Source organism: Candidatus Methanosphaera massiliense, assembly GCF_028890305.1.
Lineage (GTDB): Archaea > Methanobacteriota > Methanobacteria > Methanobacteriales > Methanobacteriaceae > Methanosphaera > Methanosphaera massiliense.
The window spans coordinates 1603549-1618017 of the sequence record NZ_JARBXM010000001.1 but is presented as its reverse complement, the minus strand read 5'-3'; the positions used below and the strand labels follow the sequence as shown (position 1 = coordinate 1618017).

15 protein-coding genes are annotated in these 14469 nt (G+C 30.1%); 8 read left to right on the top strand and 7 right to left on the bottom strand.

All coding sequences use genetic code 11. The features are described from left to right. Nucleotides 1–61 precede the first annotated feature (61 nt). Entirely contained in the window at nt 62–661 is a 600-nt protein-coding gene (locus OTK55_RS07785; protein WP_274871648.1) for a beta-class carbonic anhydrase, read from the top strand. Between the two features lie 215 nt (nt 662–876). Here the strand turns inward: OTK55_RS07785 and nrdD are convergent, their stop codons facing one another. Beyond that, complete coding sequence (nrdD, locus tag OTK55_RS07780) at nt 877–2658, bottom strand: anaerobic ribonucleoside-triphosphate reductase (RefSeq protein WP_274871647.1); 1782 nt, start codon at nt 2656–2658, stop codon at nt 877–879. A gap of 287 nt (nt 2659–2945) precedes the next feature. Between nrdD and OTK55_RS07775 the strand changes: the two genes are divergently transcribed. Next, the gene (locus OTK55_RS07775; protein WP_274871645.1) at nt 2946–4328 is read left to right on the top strand and encodes an MFS transporter; all 1383 of its coding nucleotides are present in this window, start codon (nt 2946–2948) and stop codon (nt 4326–4328) included. Nucleotides 4329–4385: 57 nt separating this feature from the next. Here the strand turns inward: OTK55_RS07775 and OTK55_RS07770 are convergent, their stop codons facing one another. The 5 genes from OTK55_RS07770 to OTK55_RS07750 form a co-directional block, all read right to left on the bottom strand. Further along, a complete protein-coding gene (locus OTK55_RS07770) occupies nt 4386–4910 on the bottom strand; it encodes a methylated-DNA--[protein]-cysteine S-methyltransferase (RefSeq protein ID WP_274871644.1) in 525 nt (174 codons plus the stop codon). Between the two features lie 77 nt (nt 4911–4987). Further along, nucleotides 4988–6031, bottom strand: a complete 1044-nt coding sequence (locus tag OTK55_RS07765) for a hypothetical protein (RefSeq protein WP_274871643.1) — start codon at nt 6029–6031, stop codon at nt 4988–4990. 163 nt (nt 6032–6194) lie between these two features. Continuing rightward, on the bottom strand, nt 6195–7112 hold the full coding sequence (nadA, locus tag OTK55_RS07760) for a quinolinate synthase NadA (protein WP_274871642.1): 918 nt from the start codon (nt 7110–7112) through the stop codon (nt 6195–6197). Between the two features lie 61 nt (nt 7113–7173). Beyond that, complete coding sequence (locus OTK55_RS07755; protein ID WP_274871641.1) at nt 7174–7935, bottom strand: MTAP family purine nucleoside phosphorylase; 762 nt, start codon at nt 7933–7935, stop codon at nt 7174–7176. A 5-nt stretch (nt 7936–7940) separates the two neighbouring features. Continuing rightward, nucleotides 7941–9389 (bottom strand): RtcB family protein, encoded by a 1449-nt coding sequence (locus OTK55_RS07750; protein WP_274871640.1) that lies wholly within the window; start codon nt 9387–9389, stop codon nt 7941–7943. A 566-nt stretch (nt 9390–9955) separates the two neighbouring features. Between OTK55_RS07750 and OTK55_RS07745 the strand changes: the two genes are divergently transcribed. The 6 genes from OTK55_RS07745 (at nt 9956) to OTK55_RS07720 (ending at nt 13981) form a co-directional block, all read left to right on the top strand. Then, complete coding sequence (locus OTK55_RS07745) at nt 9956–11008, top strand: molybdopterin-binding domain-containing protein (protein ID WP_274871639.1); 1053 nt, start codon at nt 9956–9958, stop codon at nt 11006–11008. A 14-nt stretch (nt 11009–11022) separates the two neighbouring features. After that, entirely contained in the window at nt 11023–11817 is a 795-nt protein-coding gene (locus tag OTK55_RS07740; RefSeq protein WP_274871638.1) for a Coenzyme F420 hydrogenase/dehydrogenase, beta subunit C-terminal domain, read from the top strand. 45 nt (nt 11818–11862) lie between these two features. Beyond that, nucleotides 11863–12351 (top strand): helix-turn-helix domain-containing protein, encoded by a 489-nt coding sequence (locus OTK55_RS07735; RefSeq protein ID WP_274870716.1) that lies wholly within the window; start codon nt 11863–11865, stop codon nt 12349–12351. Nucleotides 12352–12527: 176 nt separating this feature from the next. Beyond that, nucleotides 12528–13178, top strand: coding sequence for a transposase (locus OTK55_RS07730; RefSeq protein ID WP_274870718.1), 651 nt, complete (start codon nt 12528–12530; stop codon nt 13176–13178). A 30-nt stretch (nt 13179–13208) separates the two neighbouring features. Then, nucleotides 13209–13547 carry a 4Fe-4S dicluster domain-containing protein gene (locus tag OTK55_RS07725; RefSeq protein WP_274871636.1) on the top strand — a complete coding sequence of 113 codons (339 nt, stop codon included), beginning with the start codon at nt 13209–13211 and terminating at the stop codon, nt 13545–13547. 17 nt (nt 13548–13564) lie between these two features. Continuing rightward, nucleotides 13565–13981, top strand: coding sequence for a hydrogenase iron-sulfur subunit (locus OTK55_RS07720; protein WP_274871635.1), 417 nt, complete (start codon nt 13565–13567; stop codon nt 13979–13981). A 21-nt stretch (nt 13982–14002) separates the two neighbouring features. Here OTK55_RS07720 and OTK55_RS07715 read toward each other — a convergent pair whose 3' ends face one another. Then, nucleotides 14003–14440: an archease gene (locus tag OTK55_RS07715; RefSeq protein WP_274871633.1), complete on the bottom strand. Its 438-nt coding sequence runs from the start codon at nt 14438–14440 to the stop codon at nt 14003–14005. Nucleotides 14441–14469: the final 29 nt, after the last annotated feature.

Below are 14469 nucleotides of genomic sequence, written 5' to 3'. Positions count from 1 at the left end.
AAAATTAACAGTGTTAATTTATTTCACTAAAATGGAATAAAAACAAAAAGGAAGTGAAAACATGACAAAAGTATTACAAGAAGTATTAGAAGCAAATAAAAAATATGCAGCAGAATTTGGAGAAAAAAGCAAACTACCAATACCACCAGGAAGAAAATTTTCAATAGTAACCTGCATGGATGCAAGATTAGACCCAGCAAAATTTGCAGGACTAGAAGAAGGAGATGCACACGTAATAAGAAATGCAGGAGGAAGAGTAACAGAAGACATAATCAGATCATTAATAATATCACACAAACTTCTAGGAACCCAGGAATGGTTTATAATACACCACACAGACTGTGGAATGTTAACATTTACTAACGATGAAATATATGATTTACTATCTGAAAGTTTAGAATCCGCAGCAATTGGAGAAGATGGATGGTACAATCCAGTAAAAGAAGGAGGATCAGAAGCAGGACAATATATAAACTTCTTACCAATAAACGATTTAGCAAAAAGTGTAGTTGACGATGTAAGAACAGTCAGAAACCATCCACTAGTACCAGCAAATATACCAATACATGGATATATTTATGAAGTAGAAACAGGAAAATTAGTAGAAGTAAAAGAAGCAACAGAAATCGGAAAGCAAAAGAATAAAGAACAAGACCTTTGAATAAAAGATGAATATAAAAAAAATATAGCCCTCAACCTGTTCTTTTTTCAAAAAATAAAATCATCACCATAATTAATCAAATACTTTTTTTTATAATAAAATTAGCATAAAAACTCTAATAAAAATAGCATATTTAATCATTACTCTTTTTCAAGTAAATTGTAGTTTAAAGTTAAAAAAAATAAATAAAAAAAAGAAGGGTTATACGAACACATTTACCATACTCTTCTTCTGTCTACAAATTCTTTTTGTTTTGCGTTATTCCATCCAGCAGTATTCTGTAAATAACCTGTAATTTTGTCAAGTGTTCTGAGTTCATCAGTACAACCACATCTTACACATTTATCTTGAATACCTTTCATGGATAATCCACAACGATCACATATAGTGAGAGCGGAGGAATAAGTGTAATAGCGAGCTTCTGTGTTACAGATTTTATCTGTAAAGCTTCTTAAAGAATCCCAGTCTGTATAACTTTCTCCAATCCAACAGTTAAGTATAGCACCACCAGCCATTAAAGGATGAGTAGTTGATTCCCATTTAATTTTATCAACAAGACTTTGATTAGTATTTACAGGATAATGACAACTGTTACTATAGTAGTAGTTACCTTCTTCACCATTACTGTATGCTTTATCTCCATATAATTTATGGTCATACTGGGCAAATCGTCCACATGCACTTTCTGCTGGACTTCCAATAATACTATATCTTATCTTATTGTTTTCTTCCTCACTATACTCGTCTTTACGATTATTCATAAATTCAAGTACTTTTGTGGCGAATTTTTGTCCCTCTGGTGTTTCTATTCCTTTGTTTAACATATTATGACAAAGGTCATCCATACCAACAACTCCGAAACTGTCTGTGGAATTGTTAATTTCATAGTATTGACGTCCTTCATGGTCATATTGATTAAGGAAGGGGAACATGTTAAATGAGAATAATTTTTCTGCCTGATTTCTACGGAATGCTAAGTATTCTCTTACTAAATCCATTCTTTCTCCAAGAATTTCAAAGAATAAATCTTCATTTTGTTGACAATCTAATCCTATACGTGGTAAGTTAATACTTGCATAAGATAGGTTTCCTGCACGGAAACAATCTGTTAACGGATCACCTGTCCAGTTACTTGGAAGACTAGTACGGCATCCCATTACAGATATATATTCAGGACTTGTTTTTCCTGTTAGATTTAAGAAATAATTATTTCCATGTTTTGCACTTACTTTGTGTGCAAGTTCCATTTCTTCTGAGAATTCTGGTTTAAAACTTTCCTCGGTTAGTGTATAGATTGTGTTTGGGAATAGGAATGGATGTCCATGACCGTCACCTCTATACATTTCTTCAGTGAAAGCTTTTAATATTTGACGGCTTTCATCGTAGTAGTCTCCATAGGTTCCTACTACTTTTCCACCTTGAGCATATGCTGGTTCATCACGTAGAAATTCAGGCATTCCAATATCCATTTGTACTGATGAGAATACTGTTTGACCTCCACGTGAGGAGTATAATACTCCCATATTGTATATATAGGATTGCACTGCTTTTTTTATTTCTGGATATGATAAACCTTCAGCAAATGGAGCACAGAATGTATTGAATGATGGTATACCTTGCCCTCCACTTAAATTACTTTGACCTGCATGCATTGCTTCACTTAATTGGTGCATGAAGCTGTGAAGTCTTGTTGCTGGTTTTGCATATACTCCTCTACCTGTTAATCCTGCTGGAGATAAACCCATTTGTGCGGTAAATCTAGCATCGTGTTGCATACAGTTTATACTACGATGAGGTAGGCTGTTTAAATCATGGTAATGAACTTTACAGTCTGTATGTAATCTTCTTAGATGTTCAGGTAGCATTTCTAATGCATACTGTTCTAGTATATCATTAGCTAAGTGAAAACTGACTTCTTCCGGGTTTTTTACGAGATTTGCATTTTCTCGATTGGTTTCGTAGATGTGTCCTGTAATTTGAGTATTACTTATTTCCATTTGTTTTTTTACCCCTTGAATTTTTTTATTTATTTTTTTATCATTTTCATTTAGCCATTTAATTATTATATTTTCATCATTTAAATTTGTTTTTTTAATATATTTTTTGTAATAGTTATGATTATTTATGGATTATAATATTGATTTAAAAGTGAATATTTTCCTTATTATAGTTTAATATCATTTTTTTAGGAATATACTAAGTTTAATCACTTATTTTCTAGTGTTATATTATGAAAAATCCTTTTTAAGAAAATTTATAAAGTTATAAGTTTATATACTATTATATGAGTGAATATAGTAAGTTAGATAAGTATGTAATACTTATTGCATTTATAAGTTCTTTCTCATTTGCATTTATTTCTAATGCAGTTTCAATTGCTCTTCCAGCTATTGCTTTGGAATTCCATATGAGTAATATAATGCAAAATTGGATTGTAACTATATTTTTATTAGTTTTAGCAGCCGCATCTGTACCTTTTGGTAAAATCTGCGGTAAATATGGGTTAAGAAGAACGTATCTCTGGGGAATATTTATTTATATATTCTCTGCTTTAATGTCTGGTTTATCACCAAATGAGACAATACTATTTATTGCTAGAATCATACAGGGTATAGGTACAGCAATATTATCAGTTAATGTAATGGCATTAATAACCGCACAGGTCAGTCCTAAAAAAAGAGGTCAGGCTATTGGAATTAATGTTACAGGTGTATATATAGGTTTAACCTTAGCTCCTACAATTAGTGGTATTATTTCACATAATATTGGATGGAGATGGATATTTTATATAACAATACCATTAATGCTGATTGTTTTATATCTATTATTACGTATTGATAAGGAATGGTTTATTGACGCTGATAAATCATTGGATGTTAAAGGGTCAGCATTATACATGTTTGGTATTATATTATTGTTATATGGATTTACAATCTTGTATGATATAACTGGAATCTTAATAACTATAGCAGCATTAATTATCTTGGTTCTATTTACAAGATATGAGTTAAGAATTAATAATCCTGTTTATGATATTAAGTTATTTAAGAATTCTAAATTCATATCAGCTAATATTGCATCACTAATAAGTTATTTTGCTACATTTGTAGTTACTTATATCTTAAATTATCACTTCCAATACCTGGAAGGATTAAATGCACAGACAACAGGAATAATATTAATATTCACACCACTACTAATGGCAATATTCTCACCATTTTCAGGAAAATTATCTGATAAAATAGATCCACAAATACTAGCAGCAATAGGAATGGCAATAGTCTCAGTAGCATTATTTGGTCTATGTTTCCTAAACGAAAATACACCGATGTATCTAATTATTATTTCAATGATACTTCAAGGAATAGGATTCGGATTATTCTCATCACCTAATAATAATGTAATAATGGGATCTGTGGATAAAAAAGATATAGGAACAGCCTCAGCTTCCACTGCCACGGTAAGGTCCATTGGACAATCATTTAGTCTGGGATTATTAACACTAGTATTTGCTATAGTTATGGGCAATGTACCTATTGAACCATCAAATTATAATTTACTAGTAACAAGTAGTCAGATTACTATGATTATATCAACTATACTATGTGTATTAGCAGTGATCTTATCATTAATTGGATTAAAATCAGATGATGTATTAAATAGATAAAAAATAGGTTATACTAGAATAATTAATTCTATTCTATACTTTTTTTTTGAAAATAGTTCATGGTAAAGAAAACTTGGAAACATCAACGCCTTCTAGTTCTAATAATTTAATTTTATTATTGATTCCACCAGCATATCCTGTTAAACTGCCATTTTTACCAACAACACGGTGACATGGAATAATTATAGATATAGGATTATGTCCGACAGCTCCACCTACTGCTTGACTGCTCATTTTATCTATATTTCTATGTTCTGCTATAATACTAGCTATATTAGCATAGGTTGTTGTTGTACCATAGGGTATTGTTTCTATTATTTTCCAAACTTCTTGTCTAAAAGGAGTACCTACTGGTTTAAGTGATAATTTACTTATATCAGGATTTTCTTTATTAAAATATGCATCTAACCAGTTTTTGGTCTTTTTAAAAATCTTAAGTCCATCTTCTCTAACTGCATTATCTAATTGTTTGTAGCCATAGTATTTCTGGTTTTCTATCCATAATCCTGTTATGTTTTCACCGTCACTAGCAATAGTTAATCTTCCAACACATGAATCATAGTATGTTACGTAAGTTGTCATACTTATATGATATTTATTGTTATATATAAAAAAGTTGTGATAAAAAAAGGGAGGGGAGGGGGGGGTTAAGTGGGTTGTTAAGCGTGCAGACGTGCTTCCATAGTTGGATTATCCAAGTATGTGTAGAAATTCCACGACATAAATGTTACATCAGCTTTTCCCTCAAATGTTTGGAACACATCCCTTATTAATTGTTTATCTGGAGTAGTAGTGTTTAATGTATAAATTGTAAGATCACCATGAACCTGTACATCAGTAACATTATATTGTGTCATATCAACAGGTTCTGTCTGATTTACCACAGTTAAAGTATGATCTGACATGTCACTGCCTCCAACTTCTATTATTATACCGATTAATAATATATATCCTAGAATAATTACCGGCTTAATGAAATATTTAATACTAATTCTATCATTGGAATAATATGTTATAAGCAGTATGGCAATACCTATAAGAAATGGCTGAGAGAATAATCCACCATCAAGAATACCAATTAACACAATACTTAAACCAAAAATACTAACAACTCTATGAAGTGGACGCATTCTAGTTAAACCAATAATACCAAGAATATATGCACTAATCCATATAGGAATAATGATTAAAGCATAAGGTAACACGTACTTTAGAATTGATGAAGCAGTATTAACATGAGCTGGAACAAAGTTATATGCTAAGTAACCCAGAATTGACTTATATGCATGTGAATGTATAGGACTAGTAGTACTAGTATTAGGATCCATTGCTGTTAAAATTGTGAAAAAAGATACTCCGAACCGATTTCTAATAAGTGCCTCTATAAACAATCCGAAAAATGCTGCAAAGAGTAATATAACAATAGCAATGGCAAGATATCTTAAATGATAATTCTTATCCTTATATAACTTATCTTCTAGCTTTGGACTAGACTGTATAAGAGCACTAAATATAAGTATACTACCTATTAATCCTAGAAATAGTACAGTTTTTCCTTCAGACGAACCCTCAAGAATAGGCCATAGTAATGAAGTAACAAAACTATCAAGATAATCAGTAAATAATATAATAACACCTAATAATATAAAAAGAACACCAGATGACAGATATAACTTTACTGATGATAAGTTTTTCTTATTCAATACTACAACACCTCCCTCTATAAATTTTTTATTACTTCTAATTATGAATTTTATAAAATATTTAGTTAATGGAAAATCAGGTAAAGATAATATTAAAAATAAGAAATGAATAATAAAAATAGTTACTAAAATATATAAAAAAAGATGTAATGATAGATTTAACTTATTTAGATAAATCTAACATTTTCTGAATTCCTACACGTGCCTTATCAGCAATGTCATCGTCAACAACAACTTCATACTTTTCTTCTTTAAGAGCATCGCGTACTTTTTCAAGTGTTATAATCTTCATTGTTAAACAGAATGCATCACGTCTAAGTGGTATGAATTCCTTTCCAGGATTTTCTCTAGCTAATCTAGTACAAAGATCAATTTCTGTTCCGACTACTAGTTGTTTAATACTTGGGTCTTTTGCTAATCTAACCATTCCACCAGTACTTTCAACATAATCAGCTAATTCTCTTACATCATCATTACATTCTGGGTGAACAACAATCTTTGCGTCAGGATATTCTTTTCTAGCATTTTCAATATCTTCTGGCTTAAACATTGTATGTACATAACAATGTCCATCCTCTGGAACTATTATAGGATTCTTTCCTGACTGTTTTCCAGCATAAATCCCTAAATTATGATCTGGAGCAAATATGAAGTCATTAGATTCTAGACTTGAAACAACTTTTCCTGCATTAGCAGACGTACAAATTATATCTGCTTCACTTTTTGTTTCTGCTCTACTATTTACGTATAATACAACTTCGCTATTAGGATGTTCTTTTTTTGCCTGTATTAATTCATCTAAAGATATCATGTCAGCCATCTGACAATTTGCTCTATTATCAGGTAATAAAACTTTTTTATCTGGATTTAAAATAGCTGCTGTTTCTGCCATGAAGTTCACACCACAAAATATTATCATGTCAGAATCATCAACATCACTTGCCTTAATACATAGTTCTAGTGAATCTCCTACAAAATCAGCTATTTCCTGTATTTCTTTTGGCTGATAATTGTGTGCTAATATAATAGCATTTTTCTCCTCTTTTAATTTTTCAATTTCTTTGATAATTTCATCAGTCATACTTTAACCCCTATATCTTAACACTTATTAATATAACTTTGTTATCACCAATATATTAAATTTATATTTCAGCTTCATCTAATATATGATGACAAGTACAATCACGTTTTGAATCTGTGTTCTTCACACAATTAGTAATTAAATTAATTAATTTTTCCTCACATGCTTTCATTGCATCAACAACTTCAGTTATAGTTAACTTAGTAGGAGAAATGGAAGCAGCATAATTAGTTACAGCACAAATACTACTATAACACATTTGTTTTTCCTTTGCTAGAACAACTTCAGGTACTCCCGTCATACCAACAACTTTTCCACCAATCATTTTATAAAACTGAATCTCTGCCCCAGTTTCAAATCTTGGTCCTTCAGTTGCAATATATACACCATATGGATGAACATCCCCTGAATAAATTAGAATATTTCTCAAATCTTTACAATAAGGATTAGTACAATCAATATGTACAACCTTATCATCAAAGAATGTTGAAGCACGATTATGTGTAAAGTCTATGAAGTTATCTGGAATTAATATGTCACCTGGTTGGATGTTGGTGTCAAGAGATCCGACAGAGTTTGTAGCGTAAACCTGATTAACTCCAATAATATTCAATGCTTCAATATTTGCTCTGTAATTTATCTTATGTGGTGGTACACTATGTCCCTCACTATGACGAGGAATATAAGCTACTTCTTTATTATCTATTTCAAGTATGCTGATTGTTGGTGCATCACCATATTTTGTTTTTAGGAGTTCTGTTCTAGTTATGGGATATGTTTCAAGTAATGAACCTGTTCCTGTTCCACCAATGATTCCTATCATTAGTATTACCCCTTAATTACACCTAATGGTTTCATTCTTGCAACTAATTTACTTATTCCTGTTTTATCTGCAGTTTTTACAACAGAATCAATATCTTTGTAAGCTCCAGGTGCTTCTTCTGCAATTACTGGTTGAGAGTTTGCTTTAAGTATGATTCCTTTGTCAGCTAATTGTTTGGATATTTCTTCAGGACTGAATTCACGTTTTGCTCCTGACCTGCTTAATACACGTCCTGCACCATGTGCTGTTGAACCAAATGTTTCTTTCATTGCTGTTTCTGTTCCAGCTAATAGATATGATGATGTTCCCATGGTACCAGGTATGAGTACTGGTTGTCCTACACTTCTATATTCTTCTGGTATTTCTTTTCTTCCAGGTCCAAATGCTCGAGTTGCTCCCTTACGATGTACATATACTGTCTTGTTTATTTTTCCTACTGTGTGTTTTTCTTTTTTGATTATGTTGTGTGCAACGTCATATAATACATTTAAGCCTAAGGACTCTGCGTCTTGTTTAAATACGTTTTCAAAGGATTCTCTTACCCAATGTTGAATCATTTGTCTGTTTGTCCATGCATAGTTTGCTCCTGCTGCCATTGCTTTTAGATAATTTTGTCCTTCATCTGAATCTATTGGTGCGCATGCTAATTGTCTATCTGGTAAGTTTAGTTTTAATCTTTTTGCTGTTTTATCCATATCTCTTAGATTATCTGCACATATTTGGTATCCACAGCCTCTTGAACCTGTATGTATTAGTACTACTACTTGGTCTTTTTCTACACCGTATGCTTTTGCAGTTTCTTCGTCGTAAATATCATCTATTGTTTGTATCTCTAAGAAGTGATTTCCACTACCAAGTGATCCTAATTGGGGAATTCCTCTTCTTTTTGCTTTAGTACTTACTTTTTCAGGGTCTGCATTTTTCATACATCCATTTTCTTCCAGGAATTTTAAATCTTCTTCCCATCCATAACCATTTTCAATAGCCCATTTAGCCCCAAGTTGTAAAACATCATCTATTTCTGATTCTTTTAAGTGTTTTATTCCATTACTTCCAAGGCCTGATGGTATTTTGTTGAATAATTCATTTACAAGGTCTTTCATGTGTGGTTGTATGTCTTCTTTTGTTAGATTTGTTTTTAATAGTCTTACTCCACAGTTTATATCAAACCCAACTCCTCCTGGACTTATTACACCATTTGTCTCTGCAAATGCTGCTACACCTCCGATACTGAATCCGTATCCGAAATGTATGTCTGGTAATCCTATGGATCGTCTTTGAATTCCTTCTAAACATGCTACGTTTGCTACTTGTTCTATTGCTCCATCTTCTATTGTTTTAATGGAGTCCTCGTCTAGATATATTCTTGCAGGAACTCTCATATCATGTCTAGCTGATGAAGGTATTTCATATACACAGTCTCTTATCTTTTCTAAATCGGCTTTTCCTACCATGTTTTTCACTCTTTTTGTTTTTTATAGTTGTTATTGTTTTTTCTTATATTATGGTTAAATTATTTTATTTGTTTTATGTTTCTTGTTTCATCTTTCTTATATAATGTTTTTTATTTTCATTGTTATTATTATTTTTTTATTAGATTTTCGTTTTATTTGTCTAAAGTTATTATTTTTTTATAATCTGGTTATCGTATTGATTTTTTTGTTTAGATTTTTAATTTTGAATATTTGTTATTTTTTTATAATTTATATAAAAATTGTTTATTTTTTTCTAGTTAATAATTTGTTTTATTGTTAAATTGTCTATATCTTTTAATTTTGAATTCTTGAATGGGCTATTTTTCCGTGTTTTAATTAAAAACGCTTTTTCAGTTCTAATTTTTGTATATAGGCTAAGGAATAGTTTATATAGTTTAAATCATATATCAAAATATATAACTATTAATCATTACAATTTCTTTGTTCTTTAAAATTCGTGATGATTAATAGGGACAACATTTATATTGAGAATATTTGATTCATTAGAATTATGAAATCATAACATATTTTTAAGGTGAAATAATATGTTAAAAATTGAACATACAATTTGTCCCACATGTAGTGTAGGCTGTGGGTTAAATATCATAAGTAAAAATGATACAATAGTAGGAATAAACGCCTATAAAAATCACGAAATAAACGAAGGAAGAAATTGTAACAACTGTACAGATACAATAGAACTCTTCAAAAACAACAAAGAAGAATTATCTGAGGATTATGAGACAATATTAAACAAGGTGACAGATTTACTAAACTCAGCAGACAAGAGTAGAATAACAGTGATTTGTTCAGGAAGATTAAATAATGAGGATTTAGATAAAATAATATCTTTCACAAATAATCAAAAATACAATCTGATAACCTATGAATATAACTTCTCAAAGATAGATTCAGATATATTAGCATCCTATGAAGAAGTAGAAAAAGCAGACAAGATAATTACAATAGGAGATATATATCGTAACAATCCATTAATAGCACGTAGAATAATACATGCAAAAGAGAATGGATGTTACACAATTAATATTAACAACCATAAAAATTTAACTGCATACAACAGTGATGAATTTATCAATCTTGATGCATTCTCAGAAGTTATGGATACTGTGAAATCACAGGACTTAACCGACAACACAATAATAGTTGTTAACAAGGTTAGTTCAAACAAACAATATCAGGAACTAGTAGATTTTGTAAAAGAAAATAATATAAAAATATTACCTGTACTAAATCATCCTAATAGTTTTTCAGTATTAGAAAAAACAACGCCTTCTACAATACATGATCTGGTAGAGAAATGTAATAATTCTGATATACTAATACTAGTTGATGAAAATCCTGCAGAATATGTAGATAAAGAAATAGGTGCAGATAAAAAAATTATTTCATTTAATACTACAAAGAAATTATTCCAGGATTCAGATGTTAATATACCAGTACGTGCATGGTATGAACAAGAAGGTTCCTTTACTAATAATGAAGGAAAAACTCAGGAATTCATAGATACTATTCAAGATGATACAAATGAATTAAAAACAATACGAATGGTATTTGATGAACTAGAAAATGCATTATAATAAGGGTGGTAAAAATGGAGAAATACTTACAGGTTAAAGCAACAAATCCTGAAATATTAGAAAAAGCAGAAAATGGTGGAGCAGTAACATCTCTTCTAAAATTCTTATTAGAATCAAATACTGTTGAAGGCGTATTAAACATAAAAAAAGAAAAAGATGTATATGATGGTATACCAACATTCACAACTGATGCTGATGAATTAATAGAAACAGCAGGTTCACTTCACTGTGCTCCAACTATGATTTCAGATATAATTGCAAGACATCTTAAAGATGAAAAAATAGCAGTAACAACAAAACCCTGTGATGCAATGGCTATAGATGAAATCATCAAAAGATGTGGAATAAATAGAGATAATGTATATATGATAGGACTAAACTGTGGGGGAACAGTACAACCTATAGTAGCTGAAAAAATGATTAAATTATTCTATGATATTAATCCTGAAGAAGTAGTATCCGAGGAGATAAATAAAGGAAAATTTATTGTAGAATTAGCAGACGGAACAGAAAAATCAGTGAAAATAGATGACCTAGAAGATGAAGGTTATGGTCGAAGAGAAAACTGTCAAAGATGTGAATTAAAAATACCACGAAAAGCGGATGTAGCATGTGGAAACTGGGGATCCAGTAAAGGATACACCTTTGTAGAAATCAACACTCCAAAAGGAGAACAACTAATACAGAATGCAATAGACAATGGATACATAGAAGCCAAAGAAGCATCTGAAAAACAAATAAAAATCAGGAAAAAAGTAGAAAACATCATGATAAAGATGGCTAAGAAAACACAGAAAAAACAATTATAGTTTTTTACTAAAAGTTTATACCTAATGGATTATAAATGTATATTCATGGAAAAATTTAATAATAAAATTGAAAAACATTTAGAACTTTCAGAAATTTCAGACATGCTGAAAGAGTACAAGGAATATTACACTGTTTATAGGCGTCTTTTGTTAATTAACATGGTTGCAAATGGTGAAAGTATTGCTAAAGCCTCAAAAAACATTAATATTTCAAGAAAAACAGGCGAACGTTGGGTCAAACAATATAATGAAAATGGCGTTGATGGTTTATTTTCAAATTATTCCAATTGTGGAAGAAAATCATATTTAACTGATCAACAATTAAAAGAATTGAATGAAATCATAACTGGAAATGAAGAGAAATATAATTTAAAAGATGTACGAAACTTAATTAAAGAAAAATATGGTATAACATATAGTGAGAAGCAAGTATGGGTTATTACAAGACAAAAATTAAATTTAAACTATGGAAAACCATTCATTAAATACAACACACGTCCTAAGAATCCTGAAGAAGATCTTAAAAAAAACTAAAGACAACAGACATACAAACAGAATATTTTGCTTTTTTAGATGAAACATCTTGTCAAAATGTTCCAAATGTTACAAGAATATTATATGCTCCTGGAGAAAAAAATATACAAACAAAACATCCAGTAAAATTTGGAATAAATGTAACTGGATTTCAAGGAATCAATTGCAACTCATATATGGAGGTAAATACAAAAAACAATGCATTTCACTTTGTAATTACCTTATGCCATTACCGTATTGAAAACATGACTAATAGATTAGGTAAACAATTAATCAAAGATGCAATAAACAATGAAAACTTATCTGATGAAAAAATAAAAAAATATCTATCCTCTAAATCACTAAATGAAATGGATTTGATAAATAAAATCAATGATGAACTATATAATGACAATTCCAAACAAATTTCCATAGAAAAAATTCAAAAGATTTGCAGGAAAGAAGACAACAACAATTCAAGAAAAATAGGGTATGAAAAAAGATTAAGATTACTGAATAACCTATCAAATCCAAAAATAATGGAAATAAACTCAAAAGAAAAAAGAATAAATATTATTTTAGATAACGCAAGAATACATCATGCTAAAATTGTTGAAAAAGCCTGTGAAATATTGAACATAAATTTAATCTTTTTAAAACCATATTGCCCTGATTTAAATCCAATTGAAGATGTATGGCGTAAAATTAAATCTAAAATATATAAATCAATGTATGAAAATTTAAACAAATTAATAGAAATATTTGAACGTGAATTCTATAAAATAGTTGATTTAACATCATTTTACACAAATTGGGTTAATGAATATTTAGGTATAAACATTTGGTAAAATACTATAATAAACGAATATCCTGATGAAATGTCAGAAATATTCACAAGATGCTTAAAATGTTACAGATGCAGAGATGTATGCCCAGTATGTAATTGTAAAGTATGTTCATTAGAAAAACCATACTATGAAGAAGACCCATTTGCAGAACCAGACCCATTAATGCTACATGCAATAAGAATGGGACACATGGCATTTAGCTGTATAAACTGTGGTCAATGTGAAGATGTATGTCCAATGGAAATACCATTATCAAAAATCTTCCAAAAAGTACAATTAAAATATAGAGAAGAAACAGGATATATCTCAGGTGTAACTGAAGATAAACCTATGATGTATAGTGGAGAAAAAGAGGAAATAGTAGAATAAATTCTGGGTGTATTAAAATGGCAGATGAAGATTTAACAATTATAGGCTTTTGTTGTAATTGGTGTTGTTATGGTGGAGCAGATAATGCAGGAACAAGTAGGATGGCATATCCACCAAGTATTAGAATAATTAGAGTAATGTGTTCTGGTAGAATAAATCCTGAGATGATATTCAAAGCATTCCACGAAGGAGCTGATGGAGTATTTGTAGGGGGATGTCACTTAGGAGATTGTCACTATGATGCAGGAAACTACAAATGGAGAAGAAGAGCACATCTAGTCAGATTTATCCTTGATGAAATGGGTATAGATCAAAGAAGATTTAAACATGACTGGGTTTCTGCATCAGAAGGATCAAAATTCCAGAGAGTAATGAATGAATTCTATGATGAATTATCCCAAATGCAAGAACAGGGAGAACTTGCATCAAAATAAGTATCTCTCACCTATTTTTTTTTATAAGTCAACAATAAATCTAACATGATATAAATCATTTTCTTGAATAATTTCCATTTTATGATATGTTATAGCCTTAACTTCTGTTTTATAATTATATTTATTAGTATTATATATGTCACCAGAAATTGTGCCTTTTAAGATATAACCCTGTTCTGCAGGTTCTATGTTAATATTATATTCTGATGCAATGAAGTTTTCACTATCTAATAAAATAAGTAATTCTGTAACCCAATCATATAATAATCCATATTCATCCTCAGATTCTATAACAACATCTCTAATAGTAACTGGTTTTATTTTATCAATATCTGTAATAAGATTAAGAGTTGCTAAACCTGCATTTATATATGCATGGGTCATGTTGTCACTTTTTATATCAATACCAATATCTGCTGTAGTGTCAAAGTATTCAAAATCAAAATCTGTTTTTTTCATATTAATATATTATGAATATTAAAAATAAA